This window comes from Streptomyces sp. HUAS ZL42 (genome assembly GCF_040782645.1).
Classification (GTDB): domain Bacteria; phylum Actinomycetota; class Actinomycetes; order Streptomycetales; family Streptomycetaceae; genus Streptomyces.
Window position 1 is genome coordinate 5927080 of sequence record NZ_CP160403.1, and the last position, 16028, is coordinate 5943107.

16 protein-coding genes and 1 pseudogene are annotated in these 16028 nt (G+C 70.3%); 11 read left to right on the forward strand and 6 right to left on the reverse strand.

The annotated features are described in order from the left end of the window. Positions 1-40: 40 nt before the first annotated feature. Positions 41-508, reverse strand: a complete 468-nt coding sequence (gene bcp / locus ABZO29_RS27215; RefSeq protein WP_367322798.1) for a thioredoxin-dependent thiol peroxidase — start codon at positions 506-508, stop codon at positions 41-43. A 95-nt stretch (positions 509-603) separates the two neighbouring features. On the opposite strand from bcp, the gene ABZO29_RS27220 reads away from it, so the two are divergent. Both ABZO29_RS27220 and ABZO29_RS27225 read left to right on the forward strand, forming a co-directional pair. Continuing rightward, complete coding sequence (locus tag ABZO29_RS27220; RefSeq protein ID WP_367322799.1) at positions 604-933, forward strand: DUF3618 domain-containing protein; 330 nt, start codon at positions 604-606, stop codon at positions 931-933. Positions 934-989: 56 nt separating this feature from the next. Then, a complete protein-coding gene (locus tag ABZO29_RS27225; RefSeq protein WP_367322800.1) occupies positions 990-1346 on the forward strand; it encodes a co-chaperone GroES in 357 nt (118 codons plus the stop codon). Positions 1347-1452: 106 nt separating this feature from the next. On the opposite strand, the gene ABZO29_RS27230 is transcribed toward ABZO29_RS27225, so the two are convergent. Next, a complete protein-coding gene (locus tag ABZO29_RS27230; protein ID WP_367322801.1) occupies positions 1453-3822 on the reverse strand; it encodes a transglycosylase domain-containing protein in 2370 nt (789 codons plus the stop codon). 250 nt (positions 3823-4072) lie between these two features. Here ABZO29_RS27230 and ABZO29_RS27235 point away from each other — a divergent pair, with 250 nt between their 5' ends. Genes ABZO29_RS27235 through ABZO29_RS27250 form a run of 4 tightly spaced genes read left to right on the forward strand, consistent with a single transcriptional unit; the run spans position 4073 to position 7516 of the window. After that, complete coding sequence (locus ABZO29_RS27235; protein WP_367322802.1) at positions 4073-4873, forward strand: ABC transporter permease; 801 nt, start codon at positions 4073-4075, stop codon at positions 4871-4873. After that, positions 4866-5687: an ABC transporter permease gene (locus ABZO29_RS27240; RefSeq protein WP_367322803.1), complete on the forward strand. Its 822-nt coding sequence runs from the start codon at positions 4866-4868 to the stop codon at positions 5685-5687. The genes ABZO29_RS27235 and ABZO29_RS27240 overlap by 8 nt, the downstream gene beginning before the upstream one ends. Continuing rightward, positions 5645-6673, forward strand: a complete 1029-nt coding sequence (locus tag ABZO29_RS27245; protein ID WP_367322804.1) for an ATP-binding cassette domain-containing protein — start codon at positions 5645-5647, stop codon at positions 6671-6673. The genes ABZO29_RS27240 and ABZO29_RS27245 overlap by 43 nt, the downstream gene beginning before the upstream one ends. Before the next feature lie 33 nt (positions 6674-6706). Then, complete coding sequence (locus tag ABZO29_RS27250) at positions 6707-7516, forward strand: DUF1707 domain-containing protein (protein ID WP_367322805.1); 810 nt, start codon at positions 6707-6709, stop codon at positions 7514-7516. A 45-nt stretch (positions 7517-7561) separates the two neighbouring features. On the opposite strand, the gene ABZO29_RS27255 is transcribed toward ABZO29_RS27250, so the two are convergent. Beyond that, on the reverse strand, positions 7562-8893 hold the full coding sequence (locus tag ABZO29_RS27255) for an SGNH/GDSL hydrolase family protein (protein ID WP_367322806.1): 1332 nt from the start codon (positions 8891-8893) through the stop codon (positions 7562-7564). Between the two features lie 162 nt (positions 8894-9055). On the opposite strand from ABZO29_RS27255, the gene ABZO29_RS27260 reads away from it, so the two are divergent. Next, positions 9056-10369: a DUF445 domain-containing protein gene (locus ABZO29_RS27260; RefSeq protein ID WP_367322807.1), complete on the forward strand. Its 1314-nt coding sequence runs from the start codon at positions 9056-9058 to the stop codon at positions 10367-10369. Between the two features lie 97 nt (positions 10370-10466). On the opposite strand, the gene ABZO29_RS27265 is transcribed toward ABZO29_RS27260, so the two are convergent. After that, on the reverse strand, positions 10467-11939 hold the full coding sequence (locus tag ABZO29_RS27265; protein ID WP_367322808.1) for an alginate lyase family protein: 1473 nt from the start codon (positions 11937-11939) through the stop codon (positions 10467-10469). Between the two features lie 131 nt (positions 11940-12070). Here ABZO29_RS27265 and ABZO29_RS27270 point away from each other — a divergent pair, with 131 nt between their 5' ends. Next, positions 12071-12439, forward strand: a complete 369-nt coding sequence (locus tag ABZO29_RS27270) for a VOC family protein (protein ID WP_367322809.1) — start codon at positions 12071-12073, stop codon at positions 12437-12439. On the opposite strand, the gene ABZO29_RS27275 is transcribed toward ABZO29_RS27270, so the two are convergent. Further along, a complete protein-coding gene (locus tag ABZO29_RS27275; protein ID WP_367326436.1) occupies positions 12423-12635 on the reverse strand; it encodes a hypothetical protein in 213 nt (70 codons plus the stop codon). The genes ABZO29_RS27270 and ABZO29_RS27275 overlap by 17 nt on opposite strands. On the opposite strand from ABZO29_RS27275, the pseudogene ABZO29_RS27280 reads away from it, so the two are divergent. Beyond that, positions 12585-12704 (forward strand): annotated as a pseudogene (locus ABZO29_RS27280) (helix-turn-helix domain-containing protein); the annotation flags it as partial. The gene ABZO29_RS27275 and the pseudogene ABZO29_RS27280 sit on opposite strands and share 51 nt — an antisense overlap. Positions 12705-12808: 104 nt before the next feature. Here the strand turns inward: ABZO29_RS27280 and ABZO29_RS27285 are convergent. Further along, entirely contained in the window at positions 12809-13111 is a 303-nt protein-coding gene (locus ABZO29_RS27285) for a hypothetical protein (protein ID WP_367322810.1), read from the reverse strand. 400 nt (positions 13112-13511) lie between these two features. On the opposite strand from ABZO29_RS27285, the gene ABZO29_RS27290 reads away from it, so the two are divergent. Together ABZO29_RS27290 and ABZO29_RS27295 are read left to right on the forward strand one after the other, a co-directional pair. Then, positions 13512-15194 (forward strand): glycosyltransferase, encoded by a 1683-nt coding sequence (locus tag ABZO29_RS27290; protein WP_367322811.1) that lies wholly within the window; start codon positions 13512-13514, stop codon positions 15192-15194. A 5-nt stretch (positions 15195-15199) separates the two neighbouring features. Continuing rightward, complete coding sequence (locus ABZO29_RS27295; RefSeq protein ID WP_367322812.1) at positions 15200-16027, forward strand: class I SAM-dependent methyltransferase; 828 nt, start codon at positions 15200-15202, stop codon at positions 16025-16027. Position 16028 lies beyond the last annotated feature (1 nt).

A 16028-nucleotide genomic window follows, 5' to 3' on the forward strand; every position in this document is an offset into this window, starting at 1 on the left:
GCCACTCACCGGTGTTGCCACACTCCGCAGAAACCGGCCCTCAGATCCCCAGATCCTTGATGATCTTGGCCACGTGGCCGGTCGCCCGCACGTTGTACAGGGCCCGTTCGATCTTGCCCTCCTCGTCCACGATCACCGTGGAGCGGATGACGCCCATGTACGTCTTGCCGTAGTTCTTCTTCTCGCCGAAGGCGCCGTACGCGTCGAGGACCTCCTTGTCGGGGTCCGCCAGCAGCGTGATCCTCAGGGACTCCTTCTCGCGGAACTTCGCGAGCTTCTCGGGCTTGTCCGGCGAGATGCCGATGACGTCGTACCCGGCGCCGGCCAGGAGTTCCAGGTTGTCCGTGAAGTCGCAGGCCTGCTTGGTGCAGCCCGGGGTCAGGGCCGCCGGGTAGAAGTAGACGATGACCTTGCGGCCCTTGTGGTCGGACAGGGACACCTCGTTGCCGTCGGCGTCGGGCAGGGTGAAGGCGGGGGCCACGTCCCCGGGCTGGAGTCGCTCGCTCATCGGTCCAGCGTAACCGGGGGTCCTGACAGTGCACGGACCCGAGGAACTGACAGACTGTCCGGAACAACGCATCAGCAGACTTCGGAGGCCGTACGGTGGCGGACACGTCGGACACCAGAACCCCGGCGCAGATCGAGGCGGACATCAAGCGCCGCCGCGAGGTGCTGGCCGAGACGCTCGACGAGATCGGGGTGCGGGTGCATCCGAAGACCGTCGTCGGGGATGCGAAGGCCAAGGTCGTCTCCAACATCGATCACACTCTCGGGCGGGCGTACGTCCAGGTCAACCGGGTTGTGACCGACGTCAGAGCACAGTTCGTGGACGACGAGGGCGCGCCGCGGCTCGAGCGCATCGTGCCCGTCGCCCTCGTCGTGGTCGGGGTCGTGGGGCTGCTCGCCGTCGGGAGCCGGCGGCGCAGGCTCTGAGGAAACGGCCGACCCACCCGCGTGCGGAATCGTTCCAGGCAGGTAGGTTCAGTGGCGTGAGCGCCAACAGAAACGAGCACAGCACCCATCACGACAAGCTGCCCATCCGGATGCTGCACGACCGAGTTCTCGTGCGGCAGGACACCAACGAGGGCGAGCGGCGTTCCGGTGGCGGCATCCTGATCCCCGCCACGGCGGCCGTGGGCCGTCGGCTGGCGTGGGCCGAGGTCGTCGCGGTGGGGCAGAACGTACGGACCGTGGAGCCGGGCGACCGGGTTCTGTACGACCCGGAGGACCGCGCCGAGGTGGAGGTGCGGGGCATCGCCTACGTCCTCATGCGCGAGCGTGATCTGCACGCCGTGGCCGCGGACCGCTTCGAGGGGTCGGAGGACTCCACAGGGCTGTACCTGTAGATCCAGCGGTTCGAGCAGACAGCGGTTCCAGGGGCTGGTGACCACCGTCACCAGCCCCTTCGTCATCGGCCCGTCGTGCCGAATCGGCCCGTCGTGCCGACGGCCGTCATTCTCGGCGGAACGCGCCCAGCGGGCCCCCGCCCGTCGTCGTCCCGTCCGTGGTCCCGCCGTCGGTGCCTCCGGTCGTGCCGCCGTCCGTCGTGCCCCCGTCCGTCGGGTCGCCGATCGTCCCGCCCGTGGCGGTGTCCCCGGCCGTGGTGCCGCCGTCGGTCGTGGTGCCGCCGTCCGTCGTGCCGCCGGTGATGAATCCCGTGGTGCCGTCCGTCGTCGTGCCGCCGGTCGTGCCGCCGTTCGTCTGGCCCTGCGTCTGGCCCTGGACGGTGTCCCCGCCCGTGGTCGTGCCGCCGTCGTCCTCGTCGCCCGTGCCCGGGTCCTGTGGGGGCTCGCCGGTCGGGTACTGCCATTCCTCGGCGCCGTCCTGGAGCTGGAGGCTGAAGTCGTGCGCCGGGGTGTCCTTGAGGGCCTCCTTGGTGAACTGGGCCCAGATCTCGGCGGGTGCCCCGCCGCCGTTGACGCGGTCCAGGCCCATCGCGCCGTACAGGGACTTGTGGTGGGCGGTGACCGGGTCCTGACCCATCACGGAGACGACGGTGGCGAGGTCGGGGGTGTAGCCGGCGAACCAGGCGGCCGTGTCCTCCTCCGCGGTGCCGGTCTTGCCTGCGGCGGGGCGGCCGGCGGCCTGCGCGGCGGTCGCGGTGCCGTTCTCGACGACGCTCTGCAGTATCGAGGTCGTGGTGTCGGCGGCCTCGCGGCTGACGGCCTGGCTGCTCTCCCGCTTCGGCAGCTCCACCACGTCACTGCCGTCCTTGGTGATCTTGTCGATCAGTGTGTACGTGCCGTGCCTGCCGTGGTTGGCGAGTGTCGCGTACGCCTCCGCCATGTCGAGGACGCTCGCGGTGGCGGTGCCGAGCGCGATGGACGGGTAGGGCTGCAGGTCCGGGGTGTCGGTGGGGAGGCCGAGGTCGATCGCGGTCTTCTTGACCTTCTCGGGGCCGACGTCGACGGCCATCTGCGCGTACACCGAGTTGACGGACTTGTCGGTGGCGGTGCGCACGGTGATGTTGCCGTACGAGTAGCCGTCCTCGTTCTCGGGGGCGTAGCCGCCGCTCCAGCCCTGCACGGGGCGCTCGTTGGTGCCGTCGTAGACCGTGTTGGGGGTGATCCGGCGGCCGTCCTGTGTGGTGGAACCGTTCTGTACGGCCGAGGTGAACACGATCGGTTTGAAGACGGAGCCGTTCTGGAAGTCCCGGCGGGTGGCGTTGTTCGTGTACTGCTTGACGTAGTCGATGCCGCCGTACATGGCGAGGACCTTGCCGGTCTTCGGGTCGACGGCGGCGCCGCCCGCGCGGACGTACGTGTCGACCTTGCGGTCCTTCTTGTCCAGCTTGGACATCAGCTGGTCGTTGACGGCGTCGACGAAGGCGTCCTGCTTGCTCTTCTCCAGCGTCGTGGTGATGCGGTAGCCGCCGGTGTCGAGCGCGTCCGCGTCGAGGATCTTGTTCTGGCGCAGGTAGTCCTTGATCGCGGTGACGATGTAGCCGCGCTGCCCGGACATGCCCTTGGCGGCGGCGCTGGCCTCCTTCGGCGTGGGGAACTTCATGGTGCTGCGCTTGGCCTCGTCGAGCCAGCCCTTCTTGACCATGCCGTCCAGGACGTAGTTCCAGCGGTCCTCGGCGGCCTTCCGGTTCTCCGGGTGGGCGACGACGTCGTACTCGCTGGGCGCGTTGAGCAGCGAGGCGAGGTATGCGCCCTGGGCCGCGGTGAGGTCGATGGCGTCGACGCCGTAGTAGGCCTGGGCGGCGGTCTCCATGCCGAAGGAGTCGCGGCCGAAGAAGCTGGTGTTGAGGTAGCCCTCGAGGATCTCGTCCTTGGTCTTCTCGCGGTCCAGCTTGATCGAGATGAAGAACTCCTTCACCTTGCGGGTGACGGTCTGTTCCTGGCCGAGGTAGTAGTTCTTGACGTACTGCTGGGTGATTGTGGAGCCGGACTGCTTGCCCTTGCCGGTGGCGGTGTTCCAGGCGGCGCGGACCATGGCCTGTGGGTCGACGGCGGACTCGGTGTAGAAGTCGCGGTCCTCGGCGGCCAGTACGGCGTGCTGGGCGTCCTTGGAGATCTGGGCGAGGGTGACGTTCTCCCGGTTGACCTCGCCGTCGCGGGCGATCTCGGTGCCGTCGGCGTACAGGTAGACGTTGCTCTGTTTCATGGCGAGGGCGTTGGCTGGCGGGATCTGGACCAGTGTGTAGCCGAGGAAGAACAGGCCGGCGAGCAGCATGAGGCCGATCACGAAGGTGGCGAGCACCATGCGCCAGGTCGGAAGGAGCCGGCGCCAGCCGGTGCGCTTGGGCCGCTTGGGCGGCTGCGGCTGCGGCTGCGGCTGAGACTGCGGCTGCTGCGGCTGCTGCGGCTCGTCGCTCATGTGTTGCTCGGACTCCTGTTTCGCGTCGTACGTCACGTACGCCCTCGTACGCCTTCTGCGTCCCCCTTGTTGAAGACTGTCGCATCAAGCGTTTCGTTCCCGGCAATTGGCGCGCGTTGCGCGCCGGAAGTTGCGAAGCCGGACGTTGCGCCCCGAAGGTTGCGCCGCGGAGAAAATGCCTGGCATGCCGCGCCGCCCGCGGACTAGGCTCCTGCGCTTCGGTGTCCGGCGGGCGAGGAGGGCTGCGGGTGTGGGTTCGGCGCGGTTGTACGCGGCCGTGGCAGTGGGAGGTTTCCGAAGGTATGCGACGTATCGGGCGGCTACGGCCGCCGGGGTGTTCACGAACACCGTTTTCGGCCTGATCCTCGTCTACACCTATCTGGCGCTGTGGGACGAGCGGCCGCACCTCGGGGGGTACGACCAGACGCAGGCGGTCACGTACGTGTGGCTCGGGCAGTGTCTGTACGCGACGCTCGCCATCCAGGGCGGCGGCGTCGAGAAGGACCTGATGGCCCGTATCCGCACGGGTGAGATCGCCATCGACCTGTACCGGCCGGCCGACCTCCAACTGTGGTGGCTGGCGGGCGACTTGGGGCGGGCGCTGTTCCAGACGCTGGGGCGCGGCGTGATCCCGTTCGCCTTCGGTGCGCTGTTCTTCCGGATGGCGCTGCCGACGGACGTCACCACCTGGGCGGCGTTCCTGGTCGCGATCCTGCTGGCGATGGTCGTCAGTTTCGGGATCCGCTATCTGGCGGCCCTGAGCATGTTCTGGCTCATGGACGGCACGGGCGTCAACCAGGCCGTGATGGTCCTGGGGATCTTCTGCTCGGGCATGGCGCTGCCGCTGAACGTCTTCCCGGGCGCGCTCGGCGATGTCGTCCGGGCGCTGCCGTGGGCGGCCCAGCTCCAGATGCCGGCGGATGTGCTGATGGGGGAGGCCGACCCGCTGGGGGCGTACGCCTTCCAGGCGGCGTGGGCGGTGGTCCTGCTGGCGGCGGGGCGGCTGGTGCAGTCGGCGGCGACACGGCGGGTGGTGTTGCAGGGTGGGTGAGATCTCCAGGGTGGGGGAGGGCTTGCGGGCCTACCGGCTGATCGCCGCGATGTGGGTGCGCTCGGCCATGACCTACCGCGCCTCCTTCGCCCTCACGGCGTTCGGCAACCTGATGGTGACCGGGCTGGACTTCGTGGCGATCCTGCTGATGTTCTCGCAGGTCGACTCGCTCGGCGGCTGGTCGTTGCCCGAGGTCGCCTTCCTGTACGGCCTGTCCGCGACGGCGTTCGGGATCGCCGACCTGCTGCTCGGCTCCATGGACGTGCTGGGCACCCGGATACGGGACGGTTCCTTCGACACACTGCTCGTGCGTCCGGCCCCGGTGCTGGCCCAGGTCGGCGCGGACCACTTCGCGCTGCGCCGGCTGGGCCGGATCACGCAGGGCGCGCTGGTGCTGGCCTGGGGTCTGCTCGCGGTCGACGCCGACTGGACCGCGCTGAAGGTGCTGCTCGTGCCGGTGATGCTGATCAGTGGCGCGGCGATCTTCTGCGCGCTGTTCGTGGCGGGCGCGGCCTTCCAGTTCGTGGCGCAGGACGCCGCCGAGGTGCAGAACGCGTTCACGTACGGCGGCACGACCCTCTTGCAGTACCCGCCCACCGTGTTCGGCAAGGACCTGGTGCGCGGGGTCACGTTCATGCTGCCGCTGGCCTTCGTCAACTGGGTGCCCGCCGCCTACGTGTTGGGGCGGCCGTATCCGCTCGGGCTGCCGGAATGGGCGGCCTTCGCGTCGCCGCTGGTTGCGGTGGCGGTCTGCGGGCTGGCGGGGTTGGCATGGCGGGCGGGTCTGCGGTCGTACAGGAGTACCGGGAGTTGAGCGAGTTGACAGTGGAGAGTGCGTTCATCGACGTCGACCGCCTCGAGAAGGTGTTCGACGTGCGCAAGAAGAGTGGCTTCCTGAAGCGGGAGCGGCGGCAGGTGCGGGCGGTCGACTCGATCTCCTTCACCGTGGCGCGCGGTGAGATGGTCGGCTACATCGGGCCGAACGGTGCGGGCAAGTCGACGACCATCAAGATGCTGACGGGCATCCTGACGCCGAGCGGCGGCCGGCTGCGGGTGGCGGGCATCGATCCGTCCCGTGAGCGCACCCGCCTCGCGCATCGCATCGGCGTGGTGTTCGGGCAGCGTACGACGCTGTGGTGGGACCTGCCGCTGCTCGACTCGTACCGGCTGATGCACCGCATGTACCGCATCCCGGACGCCCGTTACCGCGAGAACCTCGACCGCCTCGTCGAACTCCTCGACTTGGCCGCCCTGTTGGATGTCCCCGTACGGCAGCTGTCGCTCGGACAGCGGATGCGCGGCGACATCGCGGCGGCGCTGCTGCACGACCCCGAGGTGCTGTACCTCGACGAGCCGACGATCGGCCTGGACGTCGTCTCCAAGGCCAGGGTGCGGGAGTTCCTGCGGGAGCTCAACGCCGAGCGCGGTACGACGGTGCTGCTGACCACGCACGACCTGCAGGACATCGAGCAGTTGTGCTCACGCGTGATGGTCATCGACCACGGACGCCTGATGTACGACGGTCCGCTCGTCGGCCTGCACGAGGCGGGGGAGAGCGAGCGGACCCTGGTGGTGGACCTGGAGCGGGAGCTGCCGCCGATCGAGGTGCCGTCGGCGCGGGTGGTGAAGGTGGAGGGGCCGCGGCAGTGGCTGGCCTTCCCGGCGGGAGAGTCGGCGGCACCGCTGGTGGCGCGGGTCGCCGCGGAGTATCCACTGGTGGATCTCTCGGTGCGGGAGCCGGACATCGAGGCGGTGATCGCCAAAATGTACGCGGAGAAGGCTGAGAGAGCGGTCTCGTAGCCGTCCTCCGGGGGAACTCGTAGGCTGCTGTCCATGACCGACGATGCTCCGGAACTGCGTGCCTCCGACGCCGATCGTGAACGAGTTGCCGAGGTCCTGCGGGACGCCCTGGCGGAGGGGCGTCTCGACATGGAGGAGTTCGAGGAGCGGCTGGACGCGACGTACAAGGCGCGTACGTACGGGGAGCTGGCGCCGATCACCCGGGACCTGCCGGTCGGCGGGGTCGCCCCGCCCTCCGTGAGCATGGTCAAGGAGCCTGAGGGCGACGGGAGGTGGGCGTCGCGGATCGTCGGCGGCGAGGGGTCGTCGTCGTGGGCGGTCGCCGTCATGTCCGGGTTCCAGCGCAAGGGACGCTGGACCGTGCCGCGGCGGTTCAACTGCTTCGCCTTCTGGGGCGGCGGGGAGCTCGACCTGCGCGAGGCGAACTTCGCGGACCGTGAGGTCGAGATCAACGTCGTCGCGATCATGGGTGGGGCCAACATCATCGTGCCGCCCGGCGTCGAGGTCGTGGTACGCGGCATCGGCATCATGGGCGGCTTCGACCACAGTGAGGCGGGCGTTCCGGGGGATCCGGGCGCGCCAAGGGTGATCGTGACCGGGTTCGCCTTCTGGGGCGGGGTCGGCATCGACCGGAAGCCGACGAAGGCCGAGCGGCTGCGGCAGCGGGAGGAACGCCGCCAGGACAAGCTGGACCGGAAGGCGGCGCGGAGGGAACTCCACGAGTCGATCCGTCACGACACGCACGAGGCTCACCGCAGGATGCTGGAGGATCATCGGGAGTTGAGGCGGGAACGGCGCGAGGAACGCGGGGAAGAGCGGGACAGACGGCGGCACGGGGAGTAGTTCCGGTCAGTCCGCGGGCATGCGTGCCCCTGAAACCGACGCACACTACAACTCCGCCGGCACCGCCCCCTCCAGCCGCTCCAAGTCGAACGCCTCCGCCATCTCCCGATACCCCTTGTCACTGGGATGCAGATGGTCCCCGGAGTCGTAGTCCGACCGCAGCCGCCGCGGATCGTACGGATCCCGCAACGCCTCGTCGAAGTCGACCACCGTGTCGAACACCCGCCCTGCCCGGATTTCCCCGTTGATCGTCTGCCGGACGGCTTCCCGCCCCGCCGTGTACCCCCGATGCCCCCCGAACGGCATCAGCGTCGCCCCGACGACCCTGATCCCCCGCGCATGGGCCTGCCGCACCAGCGTGCGCAGACCGTCGAGGATCCGGTCCGGGTCGGCCGTCCGAGTGCTGCGCAGGATGTCGTTGACGCCGAGATCGACGACGACGACCTTGACGTTCGTACGGCCGAGCACGTCCCGTGAGAAGCGGTTGAGGCCGCTGGGATTGTCGGCGGGCCGTCCCCGCCCGTCGGCCAGGACGCGGTTCCCGCTGATGCCCTCGTTGACGACGCTGTAGCGGGGCACGTCAGCGCCGTCCTCGACGGCGGTGCGCAGCCGCCGCGCGAGGACGTCCGTCCAGCGGCTGTCGGCGCCCATGGTGGAGGTGATGCCGTCGGTGAGCGAGTCGCCGAGGGCGACGAGGGTGCCGTCGGACTCGTTGCTCAGCACGTCCACCGCGGTCAGGTACCGCCAGTACTCGACCTTCTCGGTGTACGCGGTCGCGCTCACGTCCTCGGTGCGGTCGCCCTCGGCGACGTAGCTGATCTGCCGGGCGTGGCGGTGGTAGGTGACCGGCCCGGAACGGGTGGGGGAGTACGTGGTGACCAGCACGTCGCTGTCGCGCGGGATCAGGATGCGCACCGCGTCGCTGGTCACCTGCTGTCCGGCCGGGATGACGACCATGGTGGCGCCGCCGAAGGTGAGCCGCCGCATGCTGTCCGTGGCCGCGGCCGCGGTGTCGTCGTCGACGGCCACCGCTATGGACGCGTGCGTGAGGGTGAGGGGCTGGGCGCCGTAGAGATTGGACAGCGTGATCCGGGCACTCGTGCCTCCGACGCCCAGGTGCACGAGGTTGCGCACGGACAGGCCCGCCAGGCCGTTCGTCTCGGTGTCCGGCTCGGCGCCCGAGGGGGACGCCGACCAGGCGCCGACCCAGACGCCGGTGGAGACCGGGGCGGCGGAGCCGTACGGGGTGCGGGGCGCGGCGAGGGCGTCCGCGCGGCGTCCGTCGTCGACGGTGACTCCGGCGTATATGGCGGCGGAAAGACCCACGATCAGGGCGACGAGCGCGGCCAGCAGGGCATAACCGTGACGCTTGGTCATGCGGGTGCGTGTCTCCTCGGACGGAAAGGAGCCCCTGGCTCCGGAACAGTGCAGGAGTTCACCCTTGATCTCCCCGTTTTACAGACGCCGGGAACTCCTGTTCCGTTCCAGGAGTCGGTCAGGAAGGGACAATGTGTGCGGGATCACCGAACGGGTGGAGCAATGGAACGTACCGAAGCGGTAGCACCGGACGGGGCAACGTCCCGTCGCGCCATGACCTCCTTCACCCCGGCCGACGAGGAGCGGCAGCGCGGGGTGCGCCGTATGAAACTCACGGCGACCGGGCTGCTGCTGTTCGTGGCCCTGGTGTACGTCCTCGCCAAGTGGGCCTCGGGCACAGGTGCCGGCACCTGGGCGGACTACGTCGCCGCGGCGGCCGAGGCCGGCATGGTCGGCGCGCTCGCCGACTGGTTCGCGGTCACCGCCCTTTTCCGCCACCCCCTCGGCCTGCCCATCCCGCACACCGCGATCATCCCCAACAAGAAGGACCAGCTGGGCGTCTCCCTGGGTGAGTTCGTCGGCGAGAACTTCCTCTCCGAGGACGTCGTACGGCAGCGGCTGCGGGCCGTCGGCATCGGCAGCCGGCTGGGCGCGTGGCTGGCGCAGCCCGAGCACGCGGACCGGGTGACGGCAGAGCTGGCCACCGCGTTGCGCGGTGCGCTGACGGTGCTGCGCGACTCCGACGTCCAGGCGGTGGTCGGCGAGGCGATCACCCGCCGCGCCGACGCGCAGGAGATCGCGCCCGGCATCGGCAAGATGCTGGAGAAGATCGTCGCGGATGGCGGCCACAAACGGGTCGTGGACCTGATCGTCACGCGGGCGCACGACTGGCTGGTCCTGCATGACGAGCAGGTCATGGACGCGATCGAGACCGGCGCCCCCGGCTGGACCCCGCGGTTCGTCGACAGGAGGGTCGGCGAGCGGGTCTACAAGGAGCTGTTGCGGTTCGCCGCCGAGATCCGCGACATGCCCTCCCACCCGGCCCGCGGCGCCCTCGACCGCTTCCTCACCGACTTCGCCTCCGACCTGCAGTCCGACACGGACACGCGGGCGCGGATCGAACGGCTCAAGGGCGACGTACTCGGCCGTGGCGAGGTCCAGGACATGATCGCCTCCGCCTGGACCGCCGTACGCTCCATGATCGTGTCGGCGGCGGAGGACGAACGCAGCGAGCTGCGCATGCGGGTGCGGGCCTCGCTGCTGTCGCTGGGCGCGAGGATGGCCTCCGAGCCGAAGATCCAGGGGAAGGTCGACAGCTGGGTCGAGGGCGCGGCGGTCCACGTGGTGACGACCTACCGCAAGGAGATCACCTCCCTCATCACCGACACGGTGGCGAGCTGGGACCCCGAGCACACCACCCGCAAGATCGAGGCCAACATCGGCCGTGACCTGCAGTTCATCCGGATCAACGGCACGGTGGTGGGTTCACTGGCGGGGTTGCTGATCTACACGGTGTCGCGGGGGCTGGGGGCGTAGAGCGGCGGCGCACGCCCGGCACGGTGGGCACACGCCCGGCACCCCGTGAGCGCCGGGCTGCGCGACCCACCCCGCGCCCACACCTGCTCGCGGCTCCCTACTCAGCCCCGTCGCGCCGCACCCTGTCCCGGCGCCGCAGCAGAACCAGCCCCCCGCCCACCGCCATGATCCCCGCCGCAGCGCCCAAGACAATGCCCTCACCGGGACCGGTGGCGGCGAGGTCGCCGCCCTTCGCGGAGGAGGAGGCCGAGGCGGACGCGACGGCGGACGGAGTTCCGCCCGTCTGCGTCCGCGGATCCGAGCCCCCGGCGGAAGCCACCGGGCTCGGCGCCGCAGCCGGGTCCTTCGCCTTGTCCCGCGTGAACGCCAGCGTGCCGAACCCCAACTGGTCGTACCCCCCACTGTTGGGCCCGTAGTCCCCACCCCCACCCTCGGGCGCAGCCTTCGCGGCCGCCCGGGTGAGATACGACGCGTCCAGCCCGCGCCGCTTCGTGTAGTGGTTGGCGATCATCGCCCAGATCGGCCGGGTCATGTTCGGATCGACGCCCGCGGCGTCGGTGGCGGTCTCGGTCCCGGACCACCCCCCGATCGCACCCTTCTTCCGCGTGTTGGCGGTGTACGACACATCCCCGCCGAGCGTCCACTTCGCCACGTACTGCGCCCCCTTGAGGAAGCGGCTGTCGTCGTAGCCGTACAGATCGATGCCCTGGTTCCAGGCCATCTCGCAGAACGTGCCCATCAGGCCCACGCCGAGCAGCGCATGCCCCTGATCGCGCCCGGCCTCGAGCCACTCCGCGAGCCCGTCGTCGTGCACGACGGGGATCGCGTTCTTGACCGAGCCGAGACCTGCGCCGTGCTTGAAGTACTCGACGGCGCGCTCGACCTTCGCCTCGTCGTCGCAGAAGATCCCGGTGGCCAGGACGCAGGCCATCGCGGTCAGGTCCCAGTTGGTCCAGTAGTTGGTGATGACCGCGCCGTTGTGGTTGGCGAGGAAGCTCTCGCTGATCGGACAGAAAACGTCGAGCAGCATCTTCCGGAACCGCTCGAACTCGAAGTCGTCGCGGTCGCGGACGAGTTCGGCGGCGTTGGCGATCTGGTACCCGTACAGACCGGCCGCGAGGAACCGGTCGGCCGAGCCCTGCAGCGACGTCAGCTTCGCCGACCAGGCGTTGAGGATCGCGACGGCCGTGTCGGCGTGGGCGGTGTCGCCGGTGACGTGGTAGCGCAGGCCGTTCTGGTAGGCGGCGTGCACGTCGTTGTAGAGGATCGCGTAGTTCTGGGGGCTGCCCGCGCCCCGGTACACGGTGGCCTGCGGGTTGGCCGTCCAGCCGCTCTGCGAGTGCCGGTTGGCGGTGAGCTTGGCGACGCCCGCGGTGTAGGGCGAGGCGCCGGCCTTCACCTTGGCGGCCATGCGGGCGAGGTCGGCGCTGGTGTGCAGCAGGCCGGGGTGCGCGAAGCCGGTACCGGCCGCGGCGGCGGGGCTCGGGGAGACGGCCGTACCGATGCCGACGGCTCCGGCTGCCGCACCCGCGGCCTTCAGCATGCTTCGTCGGCTGATCTGTCGTGTCACGTCTTCGTACCTCAACGTCGTAAGTCGTGTGCCTCGGGCGGGGGACGGAGAGGAGACGTGCGGGGGCCGCAGCCGATAACAAAAACTGAGCGACCGTCGAGTCGTCCGTCGAGTGTGAGGAGCGGTACGCCATGACTGTCCGAAGGATCGTCCCCGACATCCAGGTCGACTCGGAGAGTGCGATGGACACGAGCCGCGCCTTCTACGGCCGGCTCGGTTTCGAGGAGGTGATGCACCTGGGATGGGTGATGACTCTGGCCTCTCCCGGCAACCCCACCGCCCAGATCAGCTTCTTCACCGAGGAGCGCACCGCGCCCGTCGTCCCCGACCTGAGCGTGGAGGTCGAGGACGTCGACGCGGTGTACGCGCAGGTGGTGGCATCGGGCGCGGAGGTCGTACGGGAACTGCGGGACGAGGAGTGGGGCGTACGCCGCTTCTTCGTACGCGACCCGAACGGGAGGGTGGTGAACGTGCTGGCGCACGTCACGCCCCCGTCGTAGACCCCGGCCGCACGTTCATCAACACCGTCACCTTCGCCCACCGCAGGTTGAACACCCCGGTGAACATGGCGAGTTGCACGGTCGCCCGCCGAGTCCCGCCCCGCTCCGGGAACGCATCCTGCCGGGGCAGGTCCAGGGCGGCCAGGACGACACCGCGGCCCCCGCGGGCATGAGCACCCGCCCCCTCAACCGCCACTTTCGCGACCAGACGGGCACGACGCCCCCGCAGTGGCTGCACCGGGCGCGGGTGCGGCGCGCACAGTACCCCCCCCGGAGACGACCGCGTACCAGAAAAGGAGCGGTGCCTCATCAGCGCAGATGGGCGTGGCACGCCCCGTGTCCGGCATGATCCGCCGGACACGCCACAGCTCACGCCCGCCGGTCGGCGACCGCCCACGACGCCAGCGCGACGGCCCCCGCCACGCCGAACACCGACGGCCAGGCGCCCACCTTCTTCGCGAGCGGATGGGACCCGGCGAAGGCGGCGACGTACGCCGCGGTCAGCGCCCCCGCGGCCTTCCCGCCCGCCCGCTGCTTCCACTGCTGCGCTGCCGCGGCCCCCGCGACGGCCAGCACGGCCCCGCCGAGCTGCCGCTTCTTCGTCCAGCGGGCCACCCCGTAGCCGCCGACGAGCCCGCCCGCGGCGATCACCGAGCTGGGAACCTTCGCCATGACTTCCTCCTCGTGGTCGGCTACGAGGCTAACGCTCCCGCGGGCGGTCGGACGGAGCCGGCCCGGCCCTGACCTGCCGCGGCGGACGGGAGAGCATTCCCTGGGCGGCCGTCCCGGATCACCTGCCGCACCCTGCTGCTCCGGGGCGAGCGCGGCACGATGTCCCCCTCGGAGGCAGCCGACAGGCAAACCCGCCGCCCCTCCACGCACATCACGGTCGTGCCGAACGCGGGGCACGACGCCCATCTGGACCAACCGGATCGCCTCCATGGGGCGATCAAGGCCTTCCACCCCTAACGTGGTCCCTGGGCAGGCACGCCAGAGACTCCATGGATTCCAGGCGATTCCATGGATCCCAGTGATCGAACCGCCTGGGGGACATGTGCTCAAAGTCAGCGTCGTGGTGCCCGTCTACAACGCGGGCCGCTACATCGACCTCTGCTCACCCTCGCTGCTCGACCAGACCATCGGCAGGGAGTCGTACGAGATCGTCTACGTCGACGACGGCTCGACCGACGACTCCGCCGAGCAACTCGACCGCCTCGCCGCCCGGCACCCGCACGTACGCGTCGTCCACCAGGAGAACTCCGGCTGGCCCGGCAAGCCCCGTAACGTCGGTGTCCGCGTCGCCCGCGGCGAATACGTCCAGTTCGTCGACCAGGACGACGAACTGACCCCCGAGGCCCTGGAACGCCTCCACGCCCTCGCGGCCCGCAACGGCTCCGACATCGTGATGGGCAAGGTCGCCGGCACCATGCAGGGACCCCACAACCTCTTCAAACGAACCGTCGAGCGCTGCACGGCCGCTGACATCCACCTCTTCGAGAGCCTCACGCCGCACAAGATGTTCCGCCGGGCCTTTCTGCTCGACCACGGCATCGAGTTCCCCGAGGGACCCGTACGCCTGGAGGACCAGCTCTTCATGGCCCGGGCCTATGTGCGCGCCAGGACGGTCTCCATCCTCGGCGACTACCCCTGCTACCTGTGGAACCGCCGCGACGACGGAGGCAACACCAGCAGCCGGGCGGCCGCTCCCGAGGACTACTACGCCCACCTCCGCGCGGTGGTGGAGGCCGTCAAGGAGGGCACGGAGCCCGGCGCCCTCCAGGACCACCTGCTGCGCCGCTCCTACCGCGTCGAACTCCTCCGCCCGGTGAGCGAGCCCCGAGTCCTCCAGCGCACCGGCAAGGCCCTCGAGCGCTACTTCGACGTGGTCCGCCGTATGGCCCTCGACGCCTACCCGCGGGGCGTACGGGAGGGCCTCCCGGCGATCACGAGACTCAGAGCGACCCTGCTGGAGGACGGCCTCCTGGACTCCCTCGTCGAACTCGCCCGCCGGACCCAGGACATCAAGCCCCACCTCACCGTCGACGACATCCGCTGGCACGAGGGCAAGCTCCGCATCTCGACGACGATCGGCATGCTCCGCCCCGACGGCGAACCCCTCACCCTCCACGAACGCTACGGCCGACTGCTCCTGGACCCCGACCTCCTCGAAGGCATCAAGGGCGCCGAAGGCTGGGAAGCCCCGCACCCCCTCGCCCACGCTCGCGGGGAACTCCTCGTCCACGACACCACCCGTAACGACTGGTGGTTCCCCGACGCCGACCTGACCCCGCGCACGGAGCCGCTCGGCTCCGGCAGGCACCGGGTCCTCGTCTCCGGCGTGACGGTCATCGACCCCCTGACCCTGACCGGCGGCGACGCCATGCCCCCCGGCACCCACCAGATCTGGGCCCACGCCCAACTCCTGGGCGTGGGCCGCCGCGCCCGCGTCACCCGCCCCGCCCCGGACCCCGGCCTCGCGCCGGTGACGGTGGGCTCGCCGCCCCGCCTGGTCGTCCCCGGCTGGACGGCCGGTGACTCCCAACTCCGCCTGGCCGTGGCCCCTCCCGGCAGTACAGACGTCTCCCGCCGCATCCTCCTGCGTGTTGCCTCGGCCGCCCCCGTCCGCCGCACCGCCAGAACCGTCCTCCACCACCTCCCACCCACCCTGCGCCGACGGGCCCGCAAGCTGGCCCACAGAGCCGACCCATGGAGACAAGCCGCCAGAGACGGGGCCGTGCCCGGGCGACGAACGTAGGCGACATGGAAGAGCAGCGGTTCGACGTGTGGACGGCCGGGGCCGCCTACGAGCGGTACATGGGGCGCTGGAGCCGACGTGTCGCGGAGGAGTTCGCGAAGTGGCTCGACGCCGCCGAGGATCTGCGGTGGCTGGACGTGGGATGCGGTACCGGTGCGCTGTCGGCAGCGCTGGCCGCCGGGTGCGAGCCCCGCATGGTGGTGGGGATAGACCGGTCGGAGGGTTTCGTGGTTTCGGCTCGGGCATCGGCCCCTGCCCCGACGCGCTTCATCGTGGCGAACGCGCTGTCGCTCCCCGTACGCGACGACGCGTTCGACGTGACCGTCAGCGGTCTGACGCTGAACTTCCTCCCCGAGCCCGCCGCGGCCGTACGCGAGATGGCCAGAGCCGTCCGGCCCGGCGGCCTGGTCGCGGCGTACGTGTGGGACTACGCCGAAGGCATGGACCTCCTCCGCCGCTTCTGGGACGCCGCGGTCGAGGCGGACCCGTCCGCAGCCGCACTGCACGAGGGCCGTCGCTTCGCCGCATGGCGTCCGCAGGCGCTGCACACGGAATGGACCGGCGCGGGCCTGGTGGACGTGGCGGTCGACGCCCTCGAAGTACCCACCGTCTTCGCCGACTTCAACGACCTGTGGGAGCCCTTCCTGACCGGCCAGGGCCCCGCACCGGGCTACGTCACGACCCTCACCCCGCCCGCCCGCGCCCGGCTGCGCGACACGCTGAGGGCAGCCGTCCCCGGCGACGCGGACGGCTCCATCGCCCTCGCGGCTCGCGCGTGGGCGGTTCGGGGCCGGAAGCCGCCGAGGGAGCGCACACGCACGGGATCCTCCTGAT

Bases quoted from the DNA above. Each gene is read 5' to 3' on its own strand.
- ABZO29_RS27285 (WP_367322810.1), bottom strand. From the start codon at position 13,111: ATGGCGAAGGTTCCCAGCTCGGTGATCGCCGCGGGCGGGCTCGTCGGC.
- ABZO29_RS27255 (WP_367322806.1), bottom strand. From the start codon at position 8,893: ATGACCAAGCGTCACGGTTATGCCCTGCTGGCCGCGCTCGTCGCCCTG.
- ABZO29_RS27250 (WP_367322805.1), top strand. From the start codon at position 6,707: ATGACCGACGATGCTCCGGAACTGCGTGCCTCCGACGCCGATCGTGAA.
- bcp (WP_367322798.1), bottom strand. From the start codon at position 508: ATGAGCGAGCGACTCCAGCCCGGGGACGTGGCCCCCGCCTTCACCCTG.
- ABZO29_RS27260 (WP_367322807.1), top strand. From the start codon at position 9,056: ATGGAACGTACCGAAGCGGTAGCACCGGACGGGGCAACGTCCCGTCGC.
- ABZO29_RS27270 (WP_367322809.1), top strand. From the start codon at position 12,071: ATGACTGTCCGAAGGATCGTCCCCGACATCCAGGTCGACTCGGAGAGT.
- ABZO29_RS27230 (WP_367322801.1), bottom strand. From the start codon at position 3,822: ATGAGCGACGAGCCGCAGCAGCCGCAGCAGCCGCAGTCTCAGCCGCAG.
- ABZO29_RS27295 (WP_367322812.1), top strand. From the start codon at position 15,200: ATGGAAGAGCAGCGGTTCGACGTGTGGACGGCCGGGGCCGCCTACGAG.
- ABZO29_RS27245 (WP_367322804.1), top strand. From the start codon at position 5,645: ATGGCGGGCGGGTCTGCGGTCGTACAGGAGTACCGGGAGTTGAGCGAG.